Source organism: Leucothrix arctica (assembly GCF_003172895.1).
Classification (GTDB): domain Bacteria; phylum Pseudomonadota; class Gammaproteobacteria; order Thiotrichales; family Thiotrichaceae; genus Leucothrix; species Leucothrix arctica.
In genome coordinates this window covers 75,333-101,920 of record NZ_QGKL01000042.1, presented here as the reverse complement: position 1 = coordinate 101,920, position 26,588 = coordinate 75,333, and the positions used below count along the sequence as shown (strand labels likewise).

Genomic DNA, 26,588 nt, shown 5'->3' with positions numbered 1-26,588 from the left:
AGTGGTTTTCCAAAGCGCTTTGATCAGTTTTGGATAATCAGAAAACTATTTTTCATACCCATGATGTTCCGAGGAGGAATCTACAATGATGAAGAAGATCCTATTAGCAACGGCAGTTGCAGCTAGCTTATCTTGCGGCAGTTTGTTTGCGGCTGATGAAGGCTTGAAATTTAAGCCAGGTGAAGACAGTAAGTTTAACTGGGCAAGCTACGAAGCGTTAAAAGAGATGAAGCTAACCGGTGAGACAATCACCCTATTTGGCCCATGGTTAGGTCCAGATAAAGCGCTCATAGAAAGTGTTACCGCTTACTTTGAAGAAGCAACAGGCGCAGATGTTAAGTACGCTGGCTCTGACTCGTTTGAGCAGCAAATCGTCATTGATACTCAAGCAGGTAGCCCACCTAATATCGCTATCTTCCCTCAACCGGGCTTAGCCGCAGACCTTGCCGCTAAAGGTTTACTAACGCCACTAGGCGATGACAGTAAAACATGGCTTGCAGACAACTACTCAGCCGGTCAGTCATGGGTTGAGTTGGGTACGTACAAGAACAAAGAAGGTAAAAAAGACTTTTACGGTTTCCCATACAAGACAGACGTTAAGTCGCTTGTTTGGTACATCCCTGAAAATCTTGAAGAAAACGACTACGAAGTCCCTGAGACGCTTGAGGAGCTAAAAGCACTCACAACCCAAATTGCCGCTAATGGCGAAAAAGCATGGTGTATTGGTCTTGGTTCTGGTGGCGCTACTGGCTGGCCAGCAACAGACTGGGTTGAAGACATGATGCTACGTACCGTGTCGACAGCAGACTACGACAAGTGGATCACAAACGAACTTAAGTTTGACGACCCTAAAGTTATAGCCGCACTAGAAGAGTTTGGTTGGTTCGCTAAAAACGACGACTATGTGGCTGGTGGCGCAGGCACCGTGGCAACAACTGACTTCCGTGACAGCCCTAAAGGCTTATTCACCTCACCACCACAGTGCTACTTCCACCACCAAGCATCTTTTATTCCTTCGTTTTTCCCAGAAGGAACAAAGCTTGGCGAAGATGCTGACTTCTTCTACTTCCCTGCCTATGAAAGCAAAGACCTAGGTAAGCCAGTTCTTGGTGCAGGTACAACCTTTGCAATCACTAAAGATTCAAAAGGTGCTAAGGCATTTATTGAATTCTTGAAGTCGCCAATTGCTCACGAAATTTGGATGGCACAGTCTGGCTTCTTAACGCCATTCAAAGGTGCTAATACCAAAGCTTACGCAAACGATGCACTCAGAAAACAAGGTGAGATCCTACTTGGCGCAACCAGCTTCCGCTTTGATGGCTCTGACCTTATGCCGGGTAAGATCGGTGCTGGTGCATTTTGGACAGGCATGGTCGACTACACAGGCGGTAAGTCTGCTAAAGATGTTGCAGAAGGCATTCAGAAATCATGGGATGACCTAGTTAAGTAATCGCTACACATACTCTCTAGGTCGCTGGGCCTTAAGTCTTTAAGGCTCAGCGCTTCTGTTCTAACTCTCTAAGTGAACACATTATGGAACAAATAATCTTTGCCCTTGTCGTCATGGTGCTAGGTATCGCTGGTTGCATATTCTACTTTGTAGGTAGCAATTACGTACTCGACCGCGTCTATGGTATTCATGGAAAAAGCCCTGAAGTTGCCGCAAAAAATTTGCGCCGCATAGCATTGATTCGCCCTTGGTTATTTCTCGGGCCAGCATTCTTAGCATTAACTGTTTATCTTATTTACCCCGTTTTTGCCTCGCTTTATATCTCACTATTTGACAAGACGGGTGACACATTCATCGGCATCAATAACTACACGTGGTTATTTGCCAATGACGAGTTTTTACAGTCATTTATGAATAATATGATGTGGCTACTCATCGTACCCGCAGCATCAACCTTTTTAGGCCTTGTAATAGCCGCCCTAACTGACCGTGTTTGGTGGGGAAATATTGCTAAAAGTCTCATCTTTATGCCCATGGCAATTTCCTTTATTGGTGCCTCAATCATCTGGAAATTCATTTATGACTACCGTGGTGATGGCGTAGAGCAAATTGGTTTACTCAATGCCATCGTCGAGTTTTTTGGTGGCACACCCGAAGCATGGTTAACCATGCCCGGCTGGAACAATATATTTCTAATGCTCATCCTAATCTGGGTACAAACCGGTTTTGCGATGGTCATTCTATCCGCTGCGTTACGTGGCATCCCTGAAGAAACGGTTGAAGCTGCAGTCATTGATGGCGCTAGTGGTATCCGTATTTTCTTCCAAATTATGATCCCTCAAATTTGGACAACCATTGCCGTAGTCTGGACTACGATCACCATATTGGTACTCAAAGTGTTCGACATAGTACTCGCCATGACCAATGGCCAATGGGATACGCAAGTACTCGCCAACCTCATGTTTGACTGGATGTTTAGAGGTGGCGGTGACTTTGGAAGAGGTGCGGCCGTTGCGGTCATCATAATGGTATTAGTTATCCCAATTATGATTTGGAACATTCGCCAAGAAAGCAAAGGAGGCCGATAAATGATTATGAGTAAAACAAGCTGGGGTGCGCAAACACTCGTCCATCTCAGCGTATTAGTCTTAGTCATTATGTGGACGATCCCGACGGCAGGTTTGTTTATCTCATCCATTCGAGATAAAGATCAGTTAGCCTTATCGGGCTGGTGGACGTCGCTTTCAGACTCACAACAAAACCTAATGCACCGTACCGAAGGCCCAGACAGTCAAACACTCGTTGACGGTAAGTACATACTCAAAGGCAATATTTTTGGGGCAGAAAAAGCCAACGATATTTCAGTCTTTGGTTGGAAGTCACGTAGCCCTGAAGCGTTTAAAGCGGGCACAACGGCTGACATGAACAAAGGCCAGACCATGGCGGTTGAAGCCAATGGCGACTACCTACTCACCTCACCGACCGAGTGGACAGGGTCACGCGGTAAACGAGTATTCTATAAAGTCACCGTTCCACCTCGCTTCACCTTAGATAATTATAAAGAGGTGCTTAGCTCGGAAGGTATTGGCCAGTCGTTTATCAACTCATTAACCGTGACCATCCCATCCACTGTTATTCCAATATTGATGGCGGCCTTTGCAGCTTACGCACTCGCATGGATGGAGTTCCCTGGACGGTTTGTATTAGTCGCAATTGTTGTGGGCTTGTTAGTAGTGCCTATACAAATGTCATTGATTCCATTACTACAACTGTACAACAGTATCGGGAGTTTCTTTGGCGTTAGTCCCAAAGGCTACCTCGGAATATGGCTCGCCCATACCGGCTTTGGTTTGCCGCTCGCCATATACCTACTACGTAACTACATCGCTGGACTGCCTAAAGAAATTATCGAATCTGCCCGTGTCGATGGGGCTAACCACTTCACGGTATTCGTTAAAATCATATTACCGTTGTCGTTCCCTGCACTGGCCTCTTTCGCCATCTTCCAGTTCCTTTGGGTGTGGAATGACTTGTTGATTGCCATGGTATTCCTCGGTAACGGTGAAGATGAAATCGTACTGACAGGACGCTTACGCGAAATGCTTGGCTCTCGTGGCGGTAACTGGGAAATTTTAACGGCATCAGCATTCATCACCATCATTGTTCCACTCTGCGTATTCTTTAGCTTACAACGCTATCTGGTGCGCGGTTTGTTGGCTGGCTCGGTCAAATAGGGAGACCACTATCATGAATAATCAAACAACGTTAACGCCGAGCATCGATCAAGATTGGTGGCGCGGTGCGGTCATCTATCAGGTTTACCCACGCTCATACCAAGATACCAATGGTGACGGTATTGGTGACTTAAAAGGCATTACACAACGCCTACCTTACATCTCAGCGCTAGGTACGGATGCGGTGTGGATTTCACCGTTTTTCAAGTCTCCTATGAAAGACTTTGGTTATGACGTGTCGGACTACTGCGACATCGACCCGATGTTTGGCAACCTGCAAGACTTTGACGACATGATCGAAAAGGCTCACTCGTTGGGCCTAAAAATCATGATCGATTTAGTACTGTCACATACGGCTGACTCACACGAGTGGTTTAAAGAAAGTCGTAGCAGTAAAGACAATGCAAAACACGATTGGTATGTCTGGGCGGATGCTAAGCCTGACGGCAGTGCGCCAAACAATTGGTTATCAATTTTTGGTGGCCCTGCTTGGACATGGGACACCACGCGTTGCCAGTACTACATGCACAACTTCCTCACGTCACAGCCTGATCTCAACTTCCATAACATGGACGTACAGCAGTCACTACTAGACGTAGCTCGCTTCTGGTTAGAACGTGGTGTGGATGGCTTTAGACTTGATACCATTAACTTCTACATGTGCGACAAGCAGCTACGTGACAACCCTGCTTTACCCATTGAAGAGCGCAATGACACGATTGCTCCAAGTGTTAACCCGTACAATTTCCAGAACCACTTGTACGACAAGAACCAACCTGAAAACATCCTATTCCTTGAACGCTTACGCGCATTAATGGACGAGTACCCAGCGCGAGCAGCAGTGGGTGAAGTGGGCGACGCACAGTACGGCATGAAGATCCTTAACGATTACACCCAAGGCAATAGCCGCATGCACATGTGTTATTCGTTTGAGTTTTTATCGGGCAAAGCACCCTCTGCTGACTACATTTTTAATGTGCTGAGTCGCTTCTCCAAAGAGGCACCTAATAGCTGGTCTTGCTGGGCATTTTCAAACCACGATGTAGTGCGTCATGCGACTCGCTGGGCAGATAACCATACCGATAAAGACGATTACTTACGCATGATGACAACCTTCTTGCTGACCTTACGTGGCTCGGTGTGTTTGTACCAAGGTGAAGAATTAGGTCTCCCTGAAGCAGACGTCAGTTTTGATGATTTGCAAGATCCTTACGGCATCCAGTTTTGGCCAACGTTCAAAGGGCGTGACGGCTGTAGAACCCCTATTCCATGGGAAAAGGACGCTGTCAATGCAGGCTTTAGTGACACTAAAACGTGGCTTCCTGTCGCGGAAAGTCATTACGCACTAAGCGTTGATCAACAAGTTAATGACAGCAATTCTATCTATACGTTTTACCAACAAATCTTGTCATTTAGACGAGAACACCCTGTCTTAGCAAAAGGAGAGCTGAGTGAGTTGAACTGCGACGGACAAGTACTATCGTTAGTTCGTCATGACGACTCTAACGCCTTGCTGTGCGTGTTTAACATTGGTAATGACCCTGTTGAAGTCAACGTTCCTCAAAAGGATGCAGCGATAGTTAACACACATTTAGTCAGCGGCCAGTTACAAGAAGGCACCCTGACACTAGGTGCATGGAGTGCTTCAATTATTGAGCTTCCTCACTTTAAAAACACATCAAAAAGGTAAGCTCATGCAAGGTTTAAAACTAACCAACTTAAAGAAAAGTTACGGTCTTATTGAGGTTATCCATGGCGTTGACTTAGAGATAGATAAGGGTGAATTCATTGTCTTTGTTGGCCCATCGGGTTGTGGTAAGTCAACGTTGCTACGAATGATTGCAGGCTTAGAGTCGATCACTGACGGTAAGCGAGTCAATGAAACGCCGCCGTCATTACGCGGCATTGCCATGGTGTTTCAAAGTTATGCGCTCTACCCACACATGACGGTTTACGACAATATGGCGTTTAGCTTGCGCATCACTAAGGCCAGTAAAGACGAGATTGATCAACGCGTGCGTAAGGCGGCAGACACACTGCAATTAACTGATTACTTAACACGACTACCTAAAGCATTGTCTGGTGGGCAACGCCAGCGTGTAGCCATTGGCCGTGCGATTGTACGAAACCCTAAGGTGTTTTTATTTGATGAGCCACTGTCTAACCTTGACGCAGCGCTTCGAGTCAAAACACGCCTTGAAATTGCGTCGCTAAAAGAAAATATGCCCGGCACAACCATGATTTATGTGACACATGATCAGGTTGAAGCGATGACATTAGCCGATCGTATCGTAGTGTTATCTGCGGGTAAAATCGAACAAGTTGGCTCACCGCTAGAACTATACACACGCCCTGCTAATTTGTTTGTGGCTCAGTTTATTGGCTCTCCAGCGATGAATATTATCAGCGCTAAAGTAGCTTCAGTGAGAGATGACACAACGACTATTGTTTTAGGCGGAGGCAATACACCGACACTACCGTTTGCACTCAGCAGTGACCAAGTGAGTAAGCCCGTTCACTTTGGTATTCGTCCGGAAGACTTGGAGTTGTGTGACCCATCTGAGGCGGTCGTTAAAGGAAATATTTCATTCATCGAATCACTCGGTGAAGTGACCATTTTGTATGTTGAAGTGGAAGGCAGCAAAGAACCATTTGTTGCTAAATTGGCAGGGATTATGTCGCTTGAGCGTGGCTCAGACGTAGCCTTTAAAGCGCCAGCAGACAAACTTCATCTGTTTGATGAAGCGGGGTTGACTCTCCGTAAGTAATTACGTGAGAGTACGGGGAAGATGCCCTAGTAGGTGGTAAGTGCTTTGCCATTTATTAGGGCATTTTTATATGCGTTATTTGTCGACCTTAATCTTGGCCCTTTTCTGTGTTGCTCATCTTTATAAACAAAGTATCATTGCCTGCTCCCCCTTCAAAAAATAGGCTAACCATGAGCTGGATTTTATTCACCTGTTTTGCCGCTTTTTGCCAAGCATGGCGCAACGCACTACAAAGCAAACTCAGCAAGCAGCTCAATGTCCTTGGTGTCACCCTCGCCCGCTTTCTCTGGGCAAGCCCTTTAGCTTTAGTCTACCTAATTGGTTTATACCAATGGCAACCCGCTGAAATACCCCACTTCGCTGCGAAGTCTTATTTTTTTATTGGTAGTGCAGCGGTTATGCAAATAGTCGCTACTGCATTGATGGTAGTGTTATTTAAGCAAAAGAACTTTGCCGTCGGTGCAGGTTTGGCGAAATGCGAAGCACCTGTCGCCGCACTCTTAGGCGTCATGTTTTTTAGTACTACACTTACCTACTTAGGCTGGATCGGTGTTGCCATTGGTGCGATAGCTATAATGATTTTAAGCTCACCTGACAAGATCAAAGACATTTCACTAAAAACCATTATGATCGGACTAGCGTGTAGTAGTGCATTTGCACTGACATCACTCTGGGTACGAGAAGCGAGCCTTAGCCTCAACATTCCTTTTCCACACAGTGCCGCATGGGTGCTGTTCTTAGTGATCACGTTGCAAACCTTGATGCTTGTGGTTTATCTATTTATACGTGACAGACAAACACTCAAGCATATGGTCACCAGTCATAAGATGATGGTGATGTGGACGAGTTTGATGAGCTTTCTGGGGTCGTTAGGTTGGTTTAGTGCGATGTCATTACAGACAGTGCCCTACGTTAAAACGCTTGGGCAGATTGAAATATTCTTTATGATACTGATCTCTACTTACTGGTTGAAAGAACAAACGCGTAAGAAGGATATGTTGGCGTTAGTGCTGGTTGGGATAGCGGCGGTTTTGGTGATGGTTCACTAAACCAGTATGCATTGGTATTTTCTTATTCGCCACCATTGAGCATGTCATGTAAATGAGTGAGATTTTCTTTGTTTGCTTTATATAGCTCACCCGCTGCAGTAATAAAACGCTCAGAGTAAGATCCGTTATTATCATTGGTGCACTCATATACAATTGATTTTAACCTCTGTAGTTCTTCAATTTGATACCCGGCTAAAAGCATATCAATGAGTAGCCTTTCAGTCATGAAAGAAAAACTATCGAATTGTGATATCCCTGAGTCAATCATGTTTTTTGCATAGCGATGAACATTAACTTCAAAAGTGGGGTAATCCTTATCATCAGTGAATAGGTAAATCTCAGCTTTCTTTTCGCCCCATAGCAAGTCGGTATTATTGAGAATAACATTTGCCCAGATGATTGAGGCAGCTTCATAACTATCATCCGGGTGACCTAGCTCATACTCACAGTAACCGAGCATGTATAGATCCTTGATGCTGCCATCAAAGTGACACTCTTGTTTATATTCATGCCCAAGCCAGCATTTATCCCAGAAATCTCTATATAGGGAAATGGCGTCATCAAGAAAGAAAGTGTCAGATAGTTTTACGATATTCATAAAATTAATCCTGAATACTCATCATCAAAAAGCCTGTAAACGCGGCATTGCTAGGACTTAACTTCGGGTCAGACTCATCACGCAAGTTAGTCAAAAACTCACTATAGTCACGATAAAACTCAAACGATGGTCGTGGCTTGTAAACCAACTCCTTATCCATTTCAAAGTACTTCAAAATAGACTTGGTAGTATTGGGTTTAATAAACCAATTCTCCTTCATATCGAAGTAATAAGGAATCGCACTAATCAGCGACCAGCGCCCTAGTTTCAAGGTCACTAACTGCTCAAGTATCTGATCAAAACCTTTCTCTTTATCGCCATGTAGCATGTCAAACAAAGCATCTGCCAATAGCTCACGCTCAACGGGAGAAAGCGTACCTATCGCATCTTTAAACTTTGGCTTATCGAACATAGAGATCATCGACGAACGAGAGATCATCAATATCATATTTTTGATGATGGCTTCTGGCATTCCAAACTGAGTTTCGGCAAACATCTCTTGCGCTTGAATGGCTAACTTATCGACGTTGTGTTTCTTACGAATTTTGAGCATTTCAGGATCATCAAAGCCGTCAGGGAAACGTGCAAAAAAGTCGCCTTGTAGTTCAAATAGCTTGTCGATTCTCATAAAATATCCTCGTTAAATTCTGGCGATAGTTTATCATTTTTTAAACGTGGATAGTGCAAAATAGAGACTACTGAGAATCCTCATACAACCAAACCATGCGGTCCAGAAACCACATCTTTGCCAAATAGACAAAACTCATCCCATGCAACGTCAGATAAATATTCAAATCCCAGAGACCATAAATTAAGATCAACCCACCTATCGTCTGCAAGCCATTCAAAATCAATATCGGTAGTTTGTGTTTTTCTAAACTAGCAGCGTCCTTGTCCGTGATATAAACCCTCTCCCCTAATACCGCTTTAGCGCCCCAGTTATCAAAGCTAGTAGGCTTCGCAAATAAACGCGGGTTCACCACTACCCAAACCACCAAAATAACAATAGGAATAAGGCAGTACCAGCCTAACCAAACCCTCGACCATACGGCTAAAACAATAAAGGGTAGCGTTGCAAACCGAGTCCATATTGACCAAGGGTTTGCATGGTGCAGCCAACTCTCTTCATCTGGCAGAAAAATTTTTGAAAGGCCTTTTTTCATATCCATAAGTAGACCAACAGCTGGTTAGAAGAAACTTTATTTTACGCGCTGTAGCGCCTTTGTTACGAATTTTCCGGTATTAAAACGATAATAAAAATAATTGATTAAATACTTTTAAAGTTAATATTATCGATTTTATATTGCATAATTTATTATTATCGTTTTAAATAAATGTGTTATCGCCTCTTTTTGCAGTGTGTTTCACCAATAAAGTATCTGAAACAGTACTCAAGGAGCAGAAATTAACCTACTGGATTTTCCAGCGGGTACAAGGAGGAGAGCTTCATGCAAAAGAAAATTATTACTGGTGCAATATCAGTTTTAGCAAGTATGGCCATTATTCCCAGTGTCAGTTTTGGACATCACGGTGTAAACGGTCAATTCGACCTATCCAAGACCTTAGAAAAAACAGGAACAGTCACCCGAGTACGCTTCGTAAACCCCCATTCGTATGTCTATTTCGACGTTAAAGATGATGCAGGTAAAGTCGCCAACTGGCGTTGTGAGTTGCGTTCAGGCAGTTTGCTAAAACGCAAAGGCTGGAAGAAAGAGTTATTTTCTAAAGGCACTGAAATCAAAATCGCTGGCTCACCTGCCCGCAAAGAACCAACGACGTGTTACACAGACACCGTTACTTTTAGTGATGGTCGCATGCTGTCACGTTACGGCTCGTTTGATAAATCTGGCAAAATAGTTAACCCAAAACTAGATGCTGCTGCACTTGAAGCTGCCGCTAAAAAAGCGGGTGCTACCCTCAACGTCCCAGACTTATCGGGTAACTGGGGAGAGCCAGTAGCGGATGGCCCACCGGTAGCTTATGGTGTTGGACGACCGCCTGCTTATGAGTTAACACAAGCTGCGAAAGATGTAGGTAACAAATGGACTTCAGCTGACAACCCTCGTTTCAACTGTAAACCGACTAACATCATTCTTGATTATCGCTTTGACCAGATGATTAATAAGTTCGAACAGTCTGCAACGGAAATCACGTTGACCTACGGCTTTATGGACGTGGTTCGTAAAATCCATCTCGATGGCAAGTTTCCAGACAAGATCGAACCAACGCTGGCGGGCTACTCTGTAGGCACTTGGAAAGACGGTAAACTTGAGGTTAAAACCAAAGGATTTGCTGAAGGTTTCATCGCAGTCATTGGCGGGCGTTCAAAAGCCTCTATTCCGCATAGTGACCAAATGGAAGTCGCTGAGACTTTCTATATTGATGACAAAGGTGAGTTAGTGCGTGAATACACAATGACTGACCCTGTTTATCTTGCTAAGCCATTTAGCCACCTTAACAAGTCAGTTAAAACCACAGATGCGTTTGAAAGCTTTGCCTGTGACGACTTAACGGTAGAAGAAGGTTTTACCGAAAAGTCATAACGCCATAAGCGTTGTAAAAGCCGCTATCCGAATGCTAATCCCCTGATTTTTGGATAGCGGTGTTTATGTAAAATTTATTGTTAACACTGCAAATGTGTAGAACATGTGAAGATGATGTGAATCTGGGTAAATGTGATGTCTTAGTCATAACGTTTGAACTAAGCTCTTACCTAATAACTAATCAAGCAGACTCAACAATAAATACATTTAACGTGTCTATCTTTGATCACATTTTTTAACCAATTTATCTCTAGAGAACCCCATGGAAGATTTCCTATTTTCACTCGAAGACTCAGCACTTGGGATGTATGTTTCAAGTTCCATATGGGGCTATCCGATCGTACTGTCGCTGCACGCGCTAGGTATGGCCGCATTGGTCGGTGTATCGCTCATGTTAGCGTTTAGAGCACTGGGCTTTGCTAAAGTCATCCCCGTGACCTCACTCGCATCCTACTGGCGCATTGCTCAAGTAGCATTCATCATCAACCTACTTTCAGGGGTCGGACTGTTTTTGGGGAGCGCTTCAGAGCTTGCTTACAACATACCGTTTCTTATCAAAATCGTCTTAGTATTTGTCGGTCTTTTTTTGACTCAACGCTTAGTAAACGTCTGCATAAACGGTGATGGCGACGTGAAAAAGTCTGATCGAAATTTAGCAGCATGGTCAGTGATTGCTTGGGTCGGTGCATTAATAACGGGCCGTCTAATCGGCTACGTACTTTAGGGGTGTGACAAATGAATGACGTAATTGATTGGCTAACGGCCACACCACTAAACGCTTTTATCACAAACAACAGCTGGGTTTGGCCGAGTATGGAAATGATCCATTTCTTGGGTCTGTGCTTGCTGTTTGGTTCTTTGATCATTATAGATTTGCGTACACTAGGTTTTGCTCGCAAATTACCCATCACCTCGGTGGACGTATTTATCACCCTCACGCTAATCGGCTTCTTGCTCAACTTAGTAACAGGCGCACTGTTTGTCGTTGGTGATCCTGAGCGTTACTTTGTGAATATTGCCTTTAAAATCAAGATGGGGCTTATCGCTATTGCCGCGATTAATGCACTCATCTACATACTGACGATACAACCAAAAATACATGCTGGCGCTGACTCACAAGACTTGCCTCGTTATGCAAAAGTAGTAGCGATAGTGTCACTGACTATATGGACATGCGTGATCGTATTAGGTCGCTTCATTCCATACGTTGAAGACTTGTAACTCCCGATGATAAAGCTGACAGACATAACGACACCTAAAATATTACTGCTGCTAGTAATCATCGCTAGCAGCATACTTGGGCAAGCCTTTGCTCACGGTGTAGCTGGTACAGACCAGTCATACTTAATGCAACTTGATGGCGTACACGCTTTCCCAATGATGTACTTGGGTGCGAAACACATGGTCACGGGTTACGACCACTTACTCTACCTTGCTTGCGTCATCTTCTTTTTACGAGACTTAAAGGACGTCATAAAGTTTGTCAGCCTGTTTGCGATTGGTCACTCGATCACACTGCTGTTTGGCGTACTGTCAGGCATACACGTTAACGTATTCTTTATTGATGCCATTATTGGGTTATCGGTCTGCTACAAAGCACTGGAAAACCTCGGTACTATTCGCTTTCTTGACCCTAAGATCGCGGTGTTTGGTTTTGGTCTTGTGCATGGCTTTGGACTGTCGTCTAAACTCCAAGACCTCTCGCTATCTGAAGATGGCCTAATCAGCAATATGATCTACTTTAATGTCGGTGTTGAGATTGGACAAATCATCGCACTTACCTTCCTCTTTCTATTATTTTCTTGGCTCCGTTCGCTCAAGAATTTCTCAAACATTGCACGTGACTCTAACGTCGTGTTATTCGGAGCTGGCTTAGTGCTATTCGGAATGCAGACCGTTGGATTCTTTATTACCTAGGTGGCTTATGACAAACGACGTAAAACCAGACTCAACCATTACTAAACGCTTAATCGTCTCATCAATCGGTGCTGCGGCACTCCTTGTAGCCTTTGTATTACCTGCAGAATATGGCATTGACCCAACGGGTGTCGGTGAACTAACCGGTGTTAAAGCATTATCTAAGACGACTGCACCTGCAAAAGCGGGGACTGATTTCGGTCAGACGATGAATTTCAATATTGAGAAATATGATCTAGAAGCCGAAGAGATTAATCAATCGATTCGCGGTCTGCTTAAGTTAGAAGACAAAGTCTTTAAATCTGAAACAATCGTGATTGATTTAGAAGACTTGGGTGAGATGGAACACAAATTCATCATGAAACAAAACTCGTCACTGCTCTACTCATGGAAAGTGTTAAACGCCAAAGGCGATGGAGTGTTTTATGAGTTCCATGGCCACCCTTCAACCGCTGATGCACCGAACTACCCTGACGGCTTTGAACAGGCTTACAGCAAAGGCGAAGGCTTCGGTCAAAGCGGTACGTTTACTGCACCATTCCCTGGCTATCACGGTTGGTTCTTTATGAACTTAGAAGAAGGCCCTATCAAGATTGAAATCACCGTGAGTGGTTACTACGACGAGCACAAAGAAATGCACCGTGCAGTTGATGGTGTAGTGACTAACAAGGTTGAGTTTTAATTAAGTCACATTGCCTATCGCTTTGTTGGTGAGTTATTGATGACTGATCACGAGTCACCGATTACTGCTGCCAGCAAAGCGGTTTATTTACTGTTTCTGTAACGTGCCACTGTAAGACAATAACAAACCAATCACAGGGGCTTCAAACCCCACGTAGAACTTGTAACCACCCTCCTCGATGTATTTGTACGCCTTTGACTTTGGGAACATCCAAACAGGTAAAAGCACTCCAAATAAGCTAAAACTCAAACAACGCCAGTACCAACCGTGATCTTTGATATCGACGGTTAACTTCATCTGTAGCGGCCCAGTTTTTTCTATCCAGTAGCCGTCTTTGATTGTTTTTATTGGCTCGAAGGTAGACTTCATTTCGGTGGTGTTGTTAAATTTTCTATCCCAATGCAAACCAACATCACTGTGACTGATCGTGACGCAGAGATCGTTTGTGCCAACTGGTGGTAGGTTTAGTTTTGCTTGAAGTCGCTTACCTAAGATACCAGCGATTCCAGTCCCTAATACCACGTCTACTTTACCGACAAGTTTGCCGCCGTATTGGTGCAACGCTTGTAATTCTGGCGCTAGTTTTGAAAAATCGTTTGCGAACCAGTTTTTAACGATGTTGCTGGTCATGGTTATTTCCTGTGCGGGTAACACGTTCAGTGACAAAAGTTTTCTAAAGCATGAACAAGGCTTACGCCTATTCATAGAGATAATACCTCTAAAATTGTGTCATAGCTTTCATCTATCGCACTGGTTGTATTTATCCACTTAACAAAATTAATGAGAATGATTACTATTTAAATCATCAACACAAACACTCATTTGGACTTTGTCATGTTAAAAACTATTACTTTCGCTATCGTACACTTCGCAACGGCTTTCACAGTCGCTTACTTAATCACTGGTAGCTTGGTCGTTGGAGGCGCAGTTGCCTTAATAGAGCCAGCCGTTAATACCGTTGTTTTCTACTTCCACGAAAAGATTTGGGCTAAGTACGATGTAGCGCAGTTTTTCACAAGCTTGTTACCTGCTAGCAGACGACATGCATAAACTAGAAACACCAACGCGCACCGAGATAATTGCTGTTCCCGCCGGTATAAAAGTCATCAAGCCGTCATATTAGTTCGATACCCTCACCCCTCGAACTAATAGGCGGCTTACAAGGTTTCATGTGCAAATTTTCTTAATCGACGGTATCGGCCCATTCTTTCGTGGCTATGAGCGTAAAAAGATAAATTGGTCTAAGATTCCATTTGCCCACTTAGATACCGATGGCCCAGGCAGGCACAACCAGTTCTACAACATTCGTCAGGACATGAACGAGTTTGCACACCACGTCAGCCAACAAGGTTACAACGCTGTATCTCTGGATGATGTGAGTCACCTAGTCACGCACCCTTGGTACGAACCCGAGTTAAACACACGCATAGAAGTGTTGCAGGAAGAATATCGTAGCCTGTTCCAAATACTCCAGACGCATGGTTTGGTCGTATACCTGACCATGGATATGTTTTCCAGTACTGCAAGCGTCCGTGAAAAACTAGGCAACTCTCCTAAAGCCATTAACGACTTTGTAGCGCAGCTAGTAGATCGTTTTTTAACAGCGTTCCCTGAAGTTGCTGGTGTCATCTTGCGTATTGGTGAGTCCGACGGACTTGATGTCAAAGATGACTTTCGAAGTGAATTACACATTCGTACACCCAAAATGCTCAACCGTTTCCTACAAACGATTTTACCTGTCTTCGAAAAACATAATAAGAAAGTCATATTACGAACTTGGACGGTCGGCGCTTACTCTGTCGGTGACTTAATTTGGCATCGCGACACACTCGCACGCGCCATCAAAGACATCGATAGCTACGCGTTTATATTATCCATGAAATACGGTGAGTCTGACTTTTTCCGTCACTTACCACTGAACAAAAGCTTCTTTCGTACCAACGTCCAAAAAATGGTCGAGCTTCAAGCGCGTAGAGAGTACGAAGGCGCTGGCGAGTTTCCATCATTCATTGGTGCTGACTATGAGCACTACGCCCGTGAGTTACGCGGTGCAAACAACATGGTAGGCATTAGTGTCTGGTGCCAAACAGGTGGCTGGCTACCCTTCCGCAGATTAGCCTTTATTGGTAAAGGCTCAATCTGGACAGAGATCAATGCGGCAGTCACGCTACGTTTATTTCGTGATGACTGTACGGTCGAACAAGCCCTTCAAGCAAGCTACCCAGACATGAACTTGGCGGCACTGACTCAGCTACTTCGTTTATCCGAAGAAGTTATTAACGAGCTGTATTATCAAGAAGAATTTGCGCGCCAGAAGTTATTCTTTCGACGTGTACGGATACCGCCACTCACCGGTGTGTATTGGAATACTATTTTTATCAATCAATCGCTACGTAAAGTCCTGCGCTATTTTGTGAAAGACCCTGAGTCATGTGTCCGTGCAGGCAATGCAGCACTGGGAAAAATTGACGATATGCGGGATCAAGCGGAATTATTGGGACTACCCGTTGATGATATTGATTTCATGCGTGATACCCTCGGTATATTGGCGTTGGCTCGTGAGTACTACTTTGAGTCAGATGACGCTGAGGTGTGTAAAAAGATAAAACAGGCTAAGAAGCATTATAAGAAGCAATACCCCAAAGGCACACGCTACCGATACGTCATAAAGGTCAACTTTGAACCCTTTAAAATGCGGCCTCAGTTTTTGCATTGGAGTCTGGCTATTTTGTTGAGACGTAAGCGTGGATATCGATTAGTTGATCAATTGTTTACGGTTCATTTATTGGCGCTGGTGTATCGCTTGGTGAAAAAGCGTCGGTCAAAACTCATGCCCAAATTTGCCCGTAAAAGTGCGATGGGAGTTGATGTTGTGCTGCGGTAGTTATGTTTTACTCTACAGCTCAGTGGAGTTGAGCTTACTGTAAATCGAATAAATCAACGACAACAGTAAACACGTGAATGCGGGTATAAGTAAGGCATTAAACTTCAAAAAACTGAAAAAATACGCGCCAAACCCTCCGCCAATAATAAAACCACCAATTATTATCACAAACAAAAGTGCCTTTCTTTTATCAAAATGCTCACCTCTCATTTTAGAACCCAACATGATGCCGAGATCTGTAAATAAACCGGTGACATGAGTCGTTCTAACGACTGCACCGCTGTAGGTGGTGACGAGTGCATTTTGTAATCCACAGGCAGCTGACGCTAGGTAATGACCTAGTAATGAGGCTTCGGTTAAGAAGTAGATTGAAGTGAAAATAAACAGTGACTCTAGGGTTAGGAGGCGACTGTAGTTTCGACCTAACTTCAACGTTCCACCATTTAAAAAGTAACCGGATATCGCAGCGCCTAATAAGAAACTAAGCAGGATAAAAGCTAAATGAAGGGAGTCAAAGAAGGTAGCGTTGATAGCGCCTGAGCCGAGTAGCGTTGCTGTTCCTGAGAGATGTGAAATGGATTGGTGATGAAAACCCAATAGACCAATGGCGTTTATAAACCCCGCTACTAGCGCAAGGACAAACGAACCATATTCAACCCATTTAGGCAGTTTTGAAATCACGGTAATCCTTTCGGTGTGCTCCTTTTAGTGGTGACAAATCATACTCTATATTTGCTAAATTTTTGGGTTTAAAATTACTGAATAATCACCCGATAGGTATAAATAGCGCTAGGGTTAGACGGTGGATCAGCTGCAAAAGAGCCTTTAGGTTTTAACGTGATATGAGTCACTGCCGCGTCTGTACCCTCTCCACCTGCTGTTGGCGCATAACTGAAATCACTTCCATCCGTTGAGAAGTCAATGCTATCGGTCAAGCTGGATAAGCCAGAAAACAACCAAGTTGTATTACTGCTGGTTGAGCCATCCACAAAACCTATTGGCCCTATTCCACTGGGTATGTCGGTCACCATCAGTGCTGTATCAGGTGGCAACGCATCTGATATTTCAAACTGATCATTATCTGTGTAGTCATAGCCAGTATTGGTGACAAGCAAGGTATATTCGATCACGGCACCGGGAATAGCTTTCGGGTTTGTCGTGCCATTAAGTGGGTCTGAAATAACAGATGAGCTTTTCTGCATCGTAAAGTTGGGTGGGAAGTTGACGTCAAAGCCTTTTGAGAAGCTCAATATACCTGCCGCCTCTGCATCAGCGGTGGTGATAGTTCGTTCGCTGTCATTATCGGTTTCTTCATCGACTCGTAAATTAATCGACGTAGTTGAAGTACTGCCATTACGTCGTAACCAACCACCGTCTGGATTATTGCGGGTGTTTTTTGAGAACACGCTGACAGGTGCGCTGCTAAATGGTGTTCCGAATGTGTGAGTGGTGTCTCCATTACTCCAACCACGTATGTTTGTAAGTGACGTTTCACCTAGAAATTGAATGCTCTGATTTTGACTATCCGTAAAACTACCACCCGCTCCTTGTGCAATGGCAATGTAGCCGATCTGTTCATTCTGAGTGACACTTCCTTGGCTTGACTCAGAACGCTCTAGTGCAACACTAAAGCTATTGGCAGCAATATTATCGATGGCGATTGTTAACCATGGCAGAGAAGAAACGCTCGGCGCTTGAGAGCCATTTTCTCCCGTTTCATTGTTCATTGTTTGAATCGCAGCAACTATCGTTGGTGGAGAGCCGAAGTTATGTTGAAGTGTTACATTTTCCCAGCTGTTCACCCCGCTTACATTACTAGCTTGTTGCGTTTTACTGGTGTTAACAAACCCAGCTTCGATCACCGTACCATCAGGAAACAAGTGAACACCTGGCTCAATAGCAACATAGGCACTATCCATAGCAAGGTGAACACCGTCTCTAGCGAATGGCTCAACTGGGCTTACTTCAAAACCGCTGGTACTGACATTTCGAACCCTTGTGGTTGAAGGGTCACCACCACTGGTTGACGGCACGGTAACGACAATTGGCGTCGTCGTGTAAGCCTGTCTAAAACCAATACTCTGCCATGAGCTATCGTTAAAGGTATTGTGGGTAGTAAAGTTCGCTGCTTCTGTTTTCCACGCCATCGCGGGTGAAATAAAAGAGTAAGAACCGACCAGTATTAAGCTAAATAGTAGAGTACGCATAACTGTATATTTTTTATTATATTTATTTTTAGTATACGAGCGTGCTTTAGAGTGAACAACTAAAAACAGCTAAACGTTATGAATCCGACACAATGTATAGGTTAAAGTAAGTTGCTTCATATAATGCGCAGTAAATACTATTCGGGCATTTTCTGTGCTTATCTGTTGGAGCAAAGATGAACAGACTAGAAGTTAAGGCGCTGACCAAGGCATTGCGTTAACGTCCATATTACATTTGCTATTTGAGTTAGCGACTTAACACAGCAGAAAAATAATGTTGAACTAGCTGATAGAACCGCGTGACATGCAAAGGCTTTTCGCCCTTGTAAGGGTGTATAAAATAGAACGGCCATTGTGGCCCTATGTATTGCGGCAGCACCCTAACCAACTTGCCCTGCTCTATTAACGGCTGACAAATGATATTGGGCAGTAACGAAACTCCTAAGTGCTGTAACGTCATCGCTACCGCACTGGGTAAAGAATTGACTCTCGCAAACTCATTAAGATTAACTTTAATCTGCTTTTCTGGAGCCTTATCTTCTGAGATATTGATTGAATTTAATTGCCATTGGTTCGCAATCCATGGCCGTTGTTGTAATGCTTCTAAATTTTTAGGGTGCTTATTTTTTTGAATATATTCTGGACTGGCACAAAAATATTCACAAGTTGAAGCAATGGGCAAAGCGCGGTAATCACTGTCTTTTGGCTCTCCACCAAAGACAGCAACATCGAGCTTGTTTTTGACCAAGTCTTGCTTTTCGAGTGTGACCGTTACCTTCAATGTTAAGCCCGGATACTCCCGACTTAACTGACTCAAGGCAGGGATCATTATTTTTTCCTCTAAAGCATGTGGAAAAATCACTGAAAACACACCCTTCGCCTGCTCTTCGCTAGCTCAAAAAAAGCCATATCAACCTGACCTTTTAATAACTCACAACGTTTTAGTAACTTCTCACCTGCTGTCGTCACTGATAGTCCACGTGTATTGCGCTTAAGCAACTGTACGCCTAACTCTGCCTCTAATCGGGTTATTTGTTGGCTAACAGCGGATTTACTCATGCCTAATAACTTAGCTGCTTTAGTAAATGAGCCTTGTAACGCAACCTCAGAGAAAGTGATTAACGAGGGAAGTAGCTTAATTTTGGTCATGTAATCCTTAATCAATTGTCGTTTTAACTCGTCTTAATTGCCATCACTCCATTGTTCATAAAATGGAACAGTAAGTTAATTTTATCGATATTGTTCAATAATATTATTATTGTTAACCTACGTACAACATTAATCAAACACCCAATAAAGGAAAGACAATGAGCAGTTTAATTATCGCTAATTTCAATTTATTAGACCAAGAAAAATTAGCACAATACGGCGCCGCCGCAGCAGTCACGATTGCTAACTATGGTGGAGAATTTATTGCTAAAGGTCAGTCAAATAACATGAGCGGTGACTCAGATTACACAATGGCTGCCGTTATACAATTTGCAGACAAAGAAACAGCAACCAAGTGGTATAAGTCGCCTGAATATCAAGCAATCATACCCTTACGTGATGAAGCGATGGACAGCCAATTTCTCTTAGTTGGCTAACACAACCACTACAGCGCTGAGCCTGAAACAGGTAAGGTATTCCTATCGGGTGATCAGTAGCACTTCACTGAAAACCACACTAACAACGGCGTGCCTACATTTAACTTTGATCGAGCGGATAGATTAGCGGCTTCAGACCGCTTAAACTGCCTGATCAAAAACACAAATAGAAAGCTCATTATCCAGCATGAAAGCAAAGATAATACCGATTTGCCTAAGTTTCCTAAGTATATGAAATAAGGGTAGTCACTAAGCGTGTACTATCGGTGTTGGCGCTGGCCAGATGAGCCGCATTAACTCTGCGCGTATCGCAGGTATTAAAGCAGAACACGCTGGCTTGGTTGTACTCGGCTCTATGAAGTCATCTGATGCGTTCTTCCCGTTTGCTGACAGTATTGAATTAGCGGATAAGGCTGGCATGGCGATGGTGTTTGCTGGGATGCGTCACTTTAGACACTAAGTTTAGGCTTGGTTAGAATGATTGGGAGGCCGGCTTTTTGTCGGCCTTTTTTTGTTGTATCTAGTATCAACATATTCAACTAGATACAAAGACAAGCTTTGTTGCCCAGTAGTATAAATTATACAAAAATACGGATATTGCTATAATTTTAACAATATTTAATATTTTATGGGCATGATATAGAGGCTTGTAACCCTGCCAGAAGTAAGTTCCACTCCATTGAGGTGAATAACCAGACCTCTCTTCTTCTTCTCGCATAAGGCTAATTATATAAGTTAAAAAACCACGAAAAGTATTATAAAACAAAAGTACAAAAATGATAATTTGATGAAACCACTCCTTATCAAAACCTAAAAGTAATTCAATTATCGAGTAACACTGATAAGATTCACATGTTAAATTAATTCCAATATGATTTTGATAAACATTAATTGCGGCCCAATAAATAGCTTTCATCGTATAAGGTAGAGTTGCTAGAGCGAGTGCTAACAATGTTATTAACATTGCTGGCCCTGTATATGTCTTTCTTAGTACTGACCAAGGGTCGCGTGCATTTACCGCAAACCTTGTGTTACGAATATAAGTAGAATTCAAAAGATAGTTCTTTGTAAATCTTAAATCAGCATGCTCCAGCTCTGTATTTGTTAAATCTGAATTTTCTAAATTTACACCCTTAAGATCAATATGATTAAGCTTAGCTCCACAAAGATTACAACCAGACATATCTGCGTTAATCAGCTTTATATTTTTCAAGTCTGCTTCAATAAAATAAGAATTCTTTAAATTTGCAGATGTAAAATTACAATTATCAATCAATGAACCATTAAGTTTTGAGTTTGCTAAATTTGCATTTGAAAAATCACAGCTATTAACTAATGCTCCATTAAATTCAGAGTTCTCAAGGTCAGCTTTGTAATAATTACACTCAACTAAAGTTGCCCCATTAAATTCAGCTTTTTCCATCGTAGCAGATGGAAAATATCCTTTCTTAATTTCAGTTCCATTGAACTGAGATTCAGTTAAATTTGACTCTCTAAAGTTAATATCTGTGAGTGTTACTCCACAAAAGTTTACTGAATTAGCTACTGTTGATGTAAAATTCACCTTAACAAGATCGCCACTACAAAAGTTTGATGACGATAGTACACATTCTTCTAGATTAGCCCCCTCCAGAAGCGTATTCCCTAAATAAACTCCTGACATATTAGACTTGCTCAGATCAGCACCTTTTAGACTAACACCAGATAGCATAATTCCCTGTAAGTCTTTTTTTATAATTTCAGCGTTACTTAAATCAAAATAGCTATCAGGTTTGAACCTATTTTCAAACCAAGAATTCCATTTCTTCACACTTTTATTTATCAGTTCGGCATTTGATTGTTCTGGCATAAGCTATTCACTTAGTTTTTAGTATTAACATTCAATAAGTTCGATTGGGCGTACTAACATCACTCGCCGAGAAGATATCATACAACATGTATAATATATCTAAACTCAACTTCGATATAGTCTATATATAAATCAGAATAGGATATATATAGTCCTAGAGGCTGGTATTGTGGGAGTGACATGAGAGAAAGCTAAGCAGCTCCTTTGGTATAATAAGCATTTACCTTTTCACTCATGAAAGCTTTTCCAATACAAGCCAACGGTATTAAATAAAGTACCGTACTTACAAGTGGCATGCTAGTACCCCACTCCACGCTTTGTACGACACCAAAGACTATGAAAACCAATGCTAGTAAGATACATATAGTGATTACAAGTTTTGGTGTTTGTTTACCGCCACACCTAAGTTTATACCCTAGTATAGCCACACCAAGAGCAATAATGACCTGTAGTATTCCTGGGTAAACATCAAAAATGCCATCGACCTGTTCATAATATAGAGCTACATATGAATGAAAAATCCCACTCAAAATAGCCAACCCACCTAAAATCATAAATGTCCATGAAGTTACATTCACACTGGTTGGTAACTCTCTCTGATTCATTTAGTCACACCTCTTCTAACAAAACTTACCTGAAGAACATCTTACTTAGGAGGCGACTAAACAACAATCTGATTCATTTCTTCAACAGACACAGGTTGCGCTTTTTTGTATTTACTTAACAAGCCAGCAACTTCCATCGCCTTTCTAGTAATGGGTTTGATCACGACTTCATTCCGATCATTTACAATAAACTCTACCTTGTCGCCAGTCACAAGGTTCAGTCTATCCCGCACATGCTTAGGAATAGTTACTTGGCCTTTTTGTGTCATGGTTGATATGAGTGCATTCATTGCGAGCCTCTCAAGTATTACTTATTAAAATAATCATTACCTATAGCAATACCATATTTTCAAGTACTCAACAATTTCTGTATTTTTAACCATTTCACCCCAAGATACGCTCACGCTCGTAAAGCTTAATCGTCATAAACACGAATAACAGTGCTACCAAAGCGCTACTTACCATTGATAGAAGTATCAGCGCTAAGTCGATATGCTCACCTTTGAGCGTTTCAATAACAATCAAACCTTGGCTTAAGCTGGGTATCCACATGTTTGATAACGAGGGTTCTGGTGACAGGAAGCTTAATAATATTAAGGGCATACTCGGGACAATTGCCATAAGGCTTAGATACGACTGTGCTTCTTTGTAGCTTTTGGTGAAGGATGCTAAGAACACCATGAGCGAACAGCCTAAGAAAACAAAAGGCAGATTTATCATCAAAATCACGGCAATTTTTGTTGCGCTTAGCGTGATCTCAAACGACTCAATCGGCAAAAACTTGAATGAAAAAGCCAAGCTTAAGAGCACGAAAAATAGGGTTAATGCTGAAAACAACATCGTCGCTAATAGCTTTGCTAAGACTATCGATTTACGACTTGCGGGTTGAATGAGTAGTGTTTCTAAAGAACCATTTTCACGCTCACCTGCGGTGGTATCAATTGCTAAGTACATGCCACCGAGCATGATAAAAATAATAATGAGGTACGGCATCATTGTTAGCACTTGCGTATTTCGTAGCTCCGATGGGGCTACATCAGAGACGTTGAGTTGTATGCTGTGGATGACTTTGGGGCTGACGCCTCGGGCTTGCAGGCGTAAGGAGCTTATTCTATTGCCATAGGTATAAATGGCTCGTTGTAAGCTTTGATATCCAATTTTTTCTAAGCCAACGATAGAGCTGTCATGTATCAAGAGTAACGGTGCTGTTTCTCCCGTGGCAAAGCGCTTGGGGTAATCTTCGGTGATTTTTAAGATCATCCGTTCTTCACCATCACGCACGGCTTGCTCATAGTCCTTTGGTGCGTCGTTGATGGCAAAATTACTTTGTTCGAGCCAGTTCATTAAGTTAGGCGCGTGTTCTGCCCCCACGACAGCCAGTTGAATCGCTTCTGCACTGATTGAATCTGTTTCATCTTTTATGGTTTTTTCTGCAAACCAAAGAAAACTGAATAATAATAAAGGGACAAGAATCGTTGCGCCGAGAATTGTATTTAGGGTTCGTCTATCACGAAAATTATCGATGACTTCTTTACGAAAAATAATCCAAATCATTCTTAATTGATTACTTCTAGTAGCGGCAGTATTTTTCATCACCCCAATCCCTCTTCTGAACCAATGGCTTTCACAAAAGCATCTTCCAAATTGTCTTCGTTGCTTAGGTTGCGGATATCATCAGGAGAGCCGTTAGCAACCACTTTTCCATTGGCTATTATCACGATTTCATCACATAAAAAGGCGACTTCTTGCATGATATGACTGGAAAGCAGTACACAGTGACCCGCTTCCTTTAAACGCAAAATGACCTCTCTTAATCCACGGGTTGCCATCACGTCTAAACCATTCGTGGGTTCGTCTAACAATACATTTTTAGGTTTATGTACTAAGGCTCTTGCCAGTGCCACTTTGGTTTTTTGGCCTTGAGAAAAGCCTTTGCAGCGTCTATCTATGAATTTCTCCATGTCTAGCACGTCGACTAATTCATTAATTCGGTTGTTTAAGTGCTCACCTGTAAGACCATGCAATTCACCAAAGTAACAAATATTCTCACGCGCCGTTAAACGCTCATAAATACCTGCGTTATGGGTTAATACACCAATGGAAGATTGCACGGTCATTGACTCTTTATGGGAATCAAATCCATCGATTAATGCCTTGCCTGAGTCAGGTTCAAGCACGGTATATAACATTTTAAGTGTGGTAGATTTCCCGGCACCATTAGGGCCAAGCAAGCCTGTTATTTTTCCGTCCTCTGCCACAAATGAAATATCATCAACGGCTTTCACGGCTTTGAAATGTTTTTTTAGATTGTGTACTTCTATCATGACGTAGGCCCCGCATTATTATTGAAAAACGGCATTGGCCTTTCTCGTTTTATGCAATCAGTTTTAAGGTGTTCAAATGATCCTTCTTTAATAAACTGACTGCCTAATTGCAATACACATCCTCGAACAAAAACGCCATGCCCATGGGCTGGAACCACTAAATGCTTCGAGTTCGACAACATTTTTGCTGCTTGCTCACCGTTTTCTGGTGGCGTAATCGGGTCGGTTTCACCGGATAAAATAAGTACTGGCACATCACTATCGAATGGCTCAAAGAAGTCCTCATCTTTCAGGCCACGCGGAAACACTTCACACATTGCTGCGATACTGTTTGCCATGTCATTACCGAAGTACGTGTTGTCTAAACCCTGTACGTCACTCTCGGTGACATAAGGCGCATCTTCGGTACAAACAATCGCATTGCTCATGGCGATGGCAAGGTCTTTGGAAAATTCAGACCCAACCATCAAGGTTTGAGCAGTTAAGGGAATGTAGTTTTTGGCATGTGCTTGCGAGATCAGCATCGGCAATAAGGCATTACTCTCGGTGGAGTAAGCCATTAGTCTTAGCACGCCATATAAATCTTGCTCGGATAACTCTTCGTCAATTAACTCACCACTAACCGGATGAAGTAATGACACGGTGACTGGCGCTTGAGATAAACGCTCCCTCAGTTCTTTAAACTTTAATGAGATATCACCAAATTGTTTATTACAGACAGATGAGGTTTTGCAACGTTCGGCCATTTGATCAAACGCGGCTTGTGATCGACGGGCAATTTCACCGCCAGCTAGATTAAGACCAATAGGTGTCACACCATCGAGAATAACAGCGCGTGTTTTCTCTGGAAAACGACGTAAATAATGTTGTGCTACGCGCGTGCCGTAGGATACTCCATAAACACTCAATTGCTCATAACCTGCGGCCTGTCGCACCGCGTCTAAATCTTGCACCGCGACGCTGGTGGTATAAAAGCGTGGATCGGCATCCAGTGCGTCTAAACATTGTTGGCTGAGTTGTTTGATTTTTTCAGGATCAATCACATCTGTCGCTTCTTGCATGTCAGGACACGTCAAAACATTAGAACGGCCAGTGCCTCGCTGGTCTACGACGAGTATGTCTCTGTTTGCACGAATGCCGTTAAGCACGTTGCTGTAGCTGATGATCAAGTCAATTGAGGAAGAGCCTGGGCCTCCCTGAATAAGGGTGAAAGCATCTGCTTCGGGTTTAGATGAATGTGAGGGTAACTTTACAATCGAGAGTTCAATCAGTTTGCTATTAGCATCATCGGGGTTTTCATGCCGCGCTAAGGTCGCGCATTGCGCATCAATTTGATAAGCGCCTTGGCTTATTAAGCAACGTTTAAATGCTAGACTGGCGAATGCGGTCGTTGAGTGTGCTGGGCTTTCTTGGGGAGTCTCTTCAGCGCTCACCCGTGTTGAACTTAGTGCTGTAGACAAGATGAGTGATAGTGTGAAAATTGAAAACAATGATAGTGGTGCTAAGCGATAATACATCAATTTTTCTCGTTATTTTTGATTGAATATTTGTTCTAGAAATTCGATATTTAGAATTTCATCTGATTGTCTTAATAGCTCCTTTTTTGTCTTTTAATATTATCAGGACCTAAACCATTGTTTTCAATAAAGCATTATCAGTGTCAACAGTGACCCACTAATATAGCAAAATTCACTCATAAAAACCAAAAACAACTCAAGGCATTGCACCCTACGAGGTAGATTCATTTACAAGCGAGATGAACTCTTTTGGCTGTTGGGATGAAGTTAGAGGATGCTAAAGCGTATATAGCATTCATGCACAGTGAGCATCGCGTAGAAAAGAGCTTAGACCAGAAAATTAAACAACAAAAGCAGTCGCTAATTCATAAAAGA

At 42.8% G+C, this 26,588-nt stretch carries 28 protein-coding genes and 1 pseudogene; 15 read left to right on the top strand and 14 right to left on the bottom strand.

Going from position 1 to position 26,588, the window contains the following annotated elements; genetic code table 11:
* Positions 1 to 85 precede the first annotated feature (85 nt).
* From DKT75_RS17640 to DKT75_RS17615, 6 genes are all read left to right on the top strand, one after another.
* Positions 86 to 1,450: an ABC transporter substrate-binding protein gene (locus DKT75_RS17640; RefSeq protein ID WP_211665481.1), complete on the top strand. Its 1,365-nt coding sequence runs from the start codon at positions 86 to 88 to the stop codon at positions 1,448 to 1,450.
* An 83-nt stretch (positions 1,451 to 1,533) separates the two neighbouring features.
* The gene (locus tag DKT75_RS17635; protein ID WP_109825246.1) at positions 1,534 to 2,538 is read left to right on the top strand and encodes a carbohydrate ABC transporter permease; all 1,005 of its coding nucleotides are present in this window, start codon (positions 1,534 to 1,536) and stop codon (positions 2,536 to 2,538) included.
* Positions 2,539 to 3,684 carry a carbohydrate ABC transporter permease gene (locus tag DKT75_RS17630; RefSeq protein WP_170310682.1) on the top strand — a complete coding sequence of 382 codons (1,146 nt, stop codon included), beginning with the start codon at positions 2,539 to 2,541 and terminating at the stop codon, positions 3,682 to 3,684.
* A 13-nt stretch (positions 3,685 to 3,697) separates the two neighbouring features.
* On the top strand, positions 3,698 to 5,374 hold the full coding sequence (gene bglA, locus DKT75_RS17625; protein WP_109825244.1) for a beta-galactosidase BglA: 1,677 nt from the start codon (positions 3,698 to 3,700) through the stop codon (positions 5,372 to 5,374).
* A 4-nt stretch (positions 5,375 to 5,378) separates the two neighbouring features.
* On the top strand, positions 5,379 to 6,452 hold the full coding sequence (locus DKT75_RS17620) for an ABC transporter ATP-binding protein (protein ID WP_109826527.1): 1,074 nt from the start codon (positions 5,379 to 5,381) through the stop codon (positions 6,450 to 6,452).
* 170 nt (positions 6,453 to 6,622) lie between these two features.
* A complete protein-coding gene (locus DKT75_RS17615) occupies positions 6,623 to 7,501 on the top strand; it encodes a DMT family transporter (RefSeq protein ID WP_109825242.1) in 879 nt (292 codons plus the stop codon).
* A gap of 22 nt (positions 7,502 to 7,523) precedes the next feature.
* On the opposite strand, the gene DKT75_RS17610 is transcribed toward DKT75_RS17615, so the two are convergent.
* The 3 genes from DKT75_RS17610 to DKT75_RS17600 form a co-directional block, all read right to left on the bottom strand.
* Positions 7,524 to 8,099: a hypothetical protein gene (locus DKT75_RS17610; protein WP_146201403.1), complete on the bottom strand. Its 576-nt coding sequence runs from the start codon at positions 8,097 to 8,099 to the stop codon at positions 7,524 to 7,526.
* Between the two features lie 4 nt (positions 8,100 to 8,103).
* The gene (locus DKT75_RS17605; RefSeq protein WP_109825238.1) at positions 8,104 to 8,727 is read right to left on the bottom strand and encodes a hypothetical protein; all 624 of its coding nucleotides are present in this window, start codon (positions 8,725 to 8,727) and stop codon (positions 8,104 to 8,106) included.
* A gap of 67 nt (positions 8,728 to 8,794) precedes the next feature.
* Positions 8,795 to 9,268: a DUF6653 family protein gene (locus tag DKT75_RS17600; protein ID WP_109825236.1), complete on the bottom strand. Its 474-nt coding sequence runs from the start codon at positions 9,266 to 9,268 to the stop codon at positions 8,795 to 8,797.
* Positions 9,269 to 9,547: 279 nt separating this feature from the next.
* Here DKT75_RS17600 and DKT75_RS17595 point away from each other — a divergent pair, with 279 nt between their 5' ends.
* The 5 genes from DKT75_RS17595 to DKT75_RS17575 all read left to right on the top strand — a co-directional run bounded on the left by DKT75_RS17595 (position 9,548) and on the right by DKT75_RS17575 (position 13,241).
* The gene (locus DKT75_RS17595) at positions 9,548 to 10,642 is read left to right on the top strand and encodes a DUF6152 family protein (protein ID WP_109825234.1); all 1,095 of its coding nucleotides are present in this window, start codon (positions 9,548 to 9,550) and stop codon (positions 10,640 to 10,642) included.
* A 262-nt stretch (positions 10,643 to 10,904) separates the two neighbouring features.
* Positions 10,905 to 11,366 carry a hypothetical protein gene (locus DKT75_RS17590; RefSeq protein WP_109825232.1) on the top strand — a complete coding sequence of 154 codons (462 nt, stop codon included), beginning with the start codon at positions 10,905 to 10,907 and terminating at the stop codon, positions 11,364 to 11,366.
* 11 nt (positions 11,367 to 11,377) lie between these two features.
* Complete coding sequence (locus DKT75_RS17585; protein ID WP_109825230.1) at positions 11,378 to 11,863, top strand: DUF6644 family protein; 486 nt, start codon at positions 11,378 to 11,380, stop codon at positions 11,861 to 11,863.
* A 6-nt stretch (positions 11,864 to 11,869) separates the two neighbouring features.
* Positions 11,870 to 12,559, top strand: a complete 690-nt coding sequence (locus tag DKT75_RS17580; protein ID WP_109825228.1) for a HupE/UreJ family protein — start codon at positions 11,870 to 11,872, stop codon at positions 12,557 to 12,559.
* Positions 12,560 to 12,566: 7 nt separating this feature from the next.
* The gene (locus DKT75_RS17575) at positions 12,567 to 13,241 is read left to right on the top strand and encodes a hypothetical protein (protein WP_109825226.1); all 675 of its coding nucleotides are present in this window, start codon (positions 12,567 to 12,569) and stop codon (positions 13,239 to 13,241) included.
* An 87-nt stretch (positions 13,242 to 13,328) separates the two neighbouring features.
* Here the strand turns inward: DKT75_RS17575 and DKT75_RS17570 are convergent, their stop codons facing one another.
* The gene (locus DKT75_RS17570) at positions 13,329 to 13,871 is read right to left on the bottom strand and encodes a DUF4166 domain-containing protein (protein ID WP_158278910.1); all 543 of its coding nucleotides are present in this window, start codon (positions 13,869 to 13,871) and stop codon (positions 13,329 to 13,331) included.
* A 204-nt stretch (positions 13,872 to 14,075) separates the two neighbouring features.
* Between DKT75_RS17570 and DKT75_RS17565 the strand changes: the two genes are divergently transcribed.
* Both DKT75_RS17565 and DKT75_RS17560 read left to right on the top strand, forming a co-directional pair.
* Entirely contained in the window at positions 14,076 to 14,291 is a 216-nt protein-coding gene (locus DKT75_RS17565) for a DUF2061 domain-containing protein (RefSeq protein ID WP_109825222.1), read from the top strand.
* 121 nt (positions 14,292 to 14,412) lie between these two features.
* Positions 14,413 to 16,125 (top strand): hypothetical protein, encoded by a 1,713-nt coding sequence (locus DKT75_RS17560; RefSeq protein ID WP_109825220.1) that lies wholly within the window; start codon positions 14,413 to 14,415, stop codon positions 16,123 to 16,125.
* Between the two features lie 12 nt (positions 16,126 to 16,137).
* Here DKT75_RS17560 and DKT75_RS17555 read toward each other — a convergent pair whose 3' ends face one another.
* The 4 genes from DKT75_RS17555 to DKT75_RS17540 form a co-directional block, all read right to left on the bottom strand.
* Positions 16,138 to 16,806, bottom strand: a complete 669-nt coding sequence (locus DKT75_RS17555) for a YoaK family protein (protein WP_109825218.1) — start codon at positions 16,804 to 16,806, stop codon at positions 16,138 to 16,140.
* 74 nt (positions 16,807 to 16,880) lie between these two features.
* Entirely contained in the window at positions 16,881 to 18,332 is a 1,452-nt protein-coding gene (locus DKT75_RS17550; RefSeq protein ID WP_146201402.1) for a hypothetical protein, read from the bottom strand.
* Positions 18,333 to 18,579: 247 nt separating this feature from the next.
* Positions 18,580 to 19,203 (bottom strand): substrate binding domain-containing protein, encoded by a 624-nt coding sequence (locus DKT75_RS17545; protein ID WP_109825214.1) that lies wholly within the window; start codon positions 19,201 to 19,203, stop codon positions 18,580 to 18,582.
* Positions 19,191 to 19,481: a LysR family transcriptional regulator gene (locus tag DKT75_RS17540; protein ID WP_109825212.1), complete on the bottom strand. Its 291-nt coding sequence runs from the start codon at positions 19,479 to 19,481 to the stop codon at positions 19,191 to 19,193. The genes DKT75_RS17545 and DKT75_RS17540 overlap by 13 nt, the downstream gene beginning before the upstream one ends.
* Positions 19,482 to 19,639: 158 nt before the next feature.
* Between DKT75_RS17540 and DKT75_RS17535 the strand changes: the two genes are divergently transcribed.
* Together DKT75_RS17535 and purH are read left to right on the top strand one after the other, a co-directional pair.
* Positions 19,640 to 19,918, top strand: coding sequence for a DUF1330 domain-containing protein (locus tag DKT75_RS17535; protein WP_109825210.1), 279 nt, complete (start codon positions 19,640 to 19,642; stop codon positions 19,916 to 19,918).
* Between the two features lie 259 nt (positions 19,919 to 20,177).
* Positions 20,178 to 20,378: pseudogene (gene purH / locus DKT75_RS17530) on the top strand (bifunctional phosphoribosylaminoimidazolecarboxamide formyltransferase/IMP cyclohydrolase); the annotation flags it as partial.
* Between the two features lie 75 nt (positions 20,379 to 20,453).
* Here purH and DKT75_RS17525 read toward each other — a convergent pair.
* The 6 genes from DKT75_RS17525 to DKT75_RS17500 all read right to left on the bottom strand — a co-directional run bounded on the left by DKT75_RS17525 (position 20,454) and on the right by DKT75_RS17500 (position 26,213).
* The gene (locus tag DKT75_RS17525; protein ID WP_109825208.1) at positions 20,454 to 21,767 is read right to left on the bottom strand and encodes a pentapeptide repeat-containing protein; all 1,314 of its coding nucleotides are present in this window, start codon (positions 21,765 to 21,767) and stop codon (positions 20,454 to 20,456) included.
* Between the two features lie 191 nt (positions 21,768 to 21,958).
* Entirely contained in the window at positions 21,959 to 22,372 is a 414-nt protein-coding gene (locus DKT75_RS17520; RefSeq protein ID WP_109825206.1) for a hypothetical protein, read from the bottom strand.
* Between the two features lie 56 nt (positions 22,373 to 22,428).
* Positions 22,429 to 22,662: an AbrB/MazE/SpoVT family DNA-binding domain-containing protein gene (locus tag DKT75_RS17515; RefSeq protein ID WP_109825204.1), complete on the bottom strand. Its 234-nt coding sequence runs from the start codon at positions 22,660 to 22,662 to the stop codon at positions 22,429 to 22,431.
* A 94-nt stretch (positions 22,663 to 22,756) separates the two neighbouring features.
* On the bottom strand, positions 22,757 to 23,965 hold the full coding sequence (locus tag DKT75_RS17510) for an ABC transporter permease (protein ID WP_109825202.1): 1,209 nt from the start codon (positions 23,963 to 23,965) through the stop codon (positions 22,757 to 22,759).
* A complete protein-coding gene (locus DKT75_RS17505) occupies positions 23,965 to 24,696 on the bottom strand; it encodes an ABC transporter ATP-binding protein (RefSeq protein ID WP_109825200.1) in 732 nt (243 codons plus the stop codon). The genes DKT75_RS17510 and DKT75_RS17505 overlap by 1 nt, the downstream gene beginning before the upstream one ends.
* Entirely contained in the window at positions 24,693 to 26,213 is a 1,521-nt protein-coding gene (locus tag DKT75_RS17500) for an alpha/beta hydrolase (protein ID WP_109825198.1), read from the bottom strand. Before DKT75_RS17500 ends, DKT75_RS17505 begins: the two co-directional genes overlap by 4 nt.
* Between the last annotated feature and the right edge of the window lie 375 nt (positions 26,214 to 26,588).

Excerpts from the sequence above, each read along its gene's own strand:
- DKT75_RS17540 (WP_109825212.1), bottom strand. The coding sequence starts at position 19,481 with ATGACCAAAATTAAGCTACTTCCCTCGTTAATCACTTTCTCTGAGGTT.
- DKT75_RS17640 (WP_211665481.1), top strand. The coding sequence starts at position 86 with ATGATGAAGAAGATCCTATTAGCAACGGCAGTTGCAGCTAGCTTATCT.
- DKT75_RS17550 (WP_146201402.1), bottom strand. The coding sequence starts at position 18,332 with ATGCGTACTCTACTATTTAGCTTAATACTGGTCGGTTCTTACTCTTTT.
- DKT75_RS17620 (WP_109826527.1), top strand. The coding sequence starts at position 5,379 with ATGCAAGGTTTAAAACTAACCAACTTAAAGAAAAGTTACGGTCTTATT.
- DKT75_RS17570 (WP_158278910.1), bottom strand. The coding sequence starts at position 13,871 with ATGACCAGCAACATCGTTAAAAACTGGTTCGCAAACGATTTTTCAAAA.
- DKT75_RS17510 (WP_109825202.1), bottom strand. The coding sequence starts at position 23,965 with ATGAAAAATACTGCCGCTACTAGAAGTAATCAATTAAGAATGATTTGG.
- DKT75_RS17610 (WP_146201403.1), bottom strand. The coding sequence starts at position 8,099 with ATGAATATCGTAAAACTATCTGACACTTTCTTTCTTGATGACGCCATT.
- DKT75_RS17500 (WP_109825198.1), bottom strand. The coding sequence starts at position 26,213 with ATGTATTATCGCTTAGCACCACTATCATTGTTTTCAATTTTCACACTA.
- DKT75_RS17630 (WP_170310682.1), top strand. The coding sequence starts at position 2,539 with ATGATTATGAGTAAAACAAGCTGGGGTGCGCAAACACTCGTCCATCTC.
- bglA (WP_109825244.1), top strand. The coding sequence starts at position 3,698 with ATGAATAATCAAACAACGTTAACGCCGAGCATCGATCAAGATTGGTGG.
- DKT75_RS17520 (WP_109825206.1), bottom strand. The coding sequence starts at position 22,372 with ATGAATCAGAGAGAGTTACCAACCAGTGTGAATGTAACTTCATGGACA.
- DKT75_RS17600 (WP_109825236.1), bottom strand. The coding sequence starts at position 9,268 with ATGGATATGAAAAAAGGCCTTTCAAAAATTTTTCTGCCAGATGAAGAG.
- DKT75_RS17605 (WP_109825238.1), bottom strand. The coding sequence starts at position 8,727 with ATGAGAATCGACAAGCTATTTGAACTACAAGGCGACTTTTTTGCACGT.
- DKT75_RS17635 (WP_109825246.1), top strand. The coding sequence starts at position 1,534 with ATGGAACAAATAATCTTTGCCCTTGTCGTCATGGTGCTAGGTATCGCT.
- DKT75_RS17515 (WP_109825204.1), bottom strand. The coding sequence starts at position 22,662 with ATGAATGCACTCATATCAACCATGACACAAAAAGGCCAAGTAACTATT.
- DKT75_RS17595 (WP_109825234.1), top strand. The coding sequence starts at position 9,548 with ATGCAAAAGAAAATTATTACTGGTGCAATATCAGTTTTAGCAAGTATG.
- DKT75_RS17580 (WP_109825228.1), top strand. The coding sequence starts at position 11,870 with ATGATAAAGCTGACAGACATAACGACACCTAAAATATTACTGCTGCTA.
- DKT75_RS17575 (WP_109825226.1), top strand. The coding sequence starts at position 12,567 with ATGACAAACGACGTAAAACCAGACTCAACCATTACTAAACGCTTAATC.
- DKT75_RS17615 (WP_109825242.1), top strand. The coding sequence starts at position 6,623 with ATGAGCTGGATTTTATTCACCTGTTTTGCCGCTTTTTGCCAAGCATGG.
- DKT75_RS17585 (WP_109825230.1), top strand. The coding sequence starts at position 11,378 with ATGAATGACGTAATTGATTGGCTAACGGCCACACCACTAAACGCTTTT.
- DKT75_RS17525 (WP_109825208.1), bottom strand. The coding sequence starts at position 21,767 with ATGCCAGAACAATCAAATGCCGAACTGATAAATAAAAGTGTGAAGAAA.
- DKT75_RS17535 (WP_109825210.1), top strand. The coding sequence starts at position 19,640 with ATGAGCAGTTTAATTATCGCTAATTTCAATTTATTAGACCAAGAAAAA.
- DKT75_RS17565 (WP_109825222.1), top strand. The coding sequence starts at position 14,076 with ATGTTAAAAACTATTACTTTCGCTATCGTACACTTCGCAACGGCTTTC.
- DKT75_RS17505 (WP_109825200.1), bottom strand. The coding sequence starts at position 24,696 with ATGATAGAAGTACACAATCTAAAAAAACATTTCAAAGCCGTGAAAGCC.
- DKT75_RS17590 (WP_109825232.1), top strand. The coding sequence starts at position 10,905 with ATGGAAGATTTCCTATTTTCACTCGAAGACTCAGCACTTGGGATGTAT.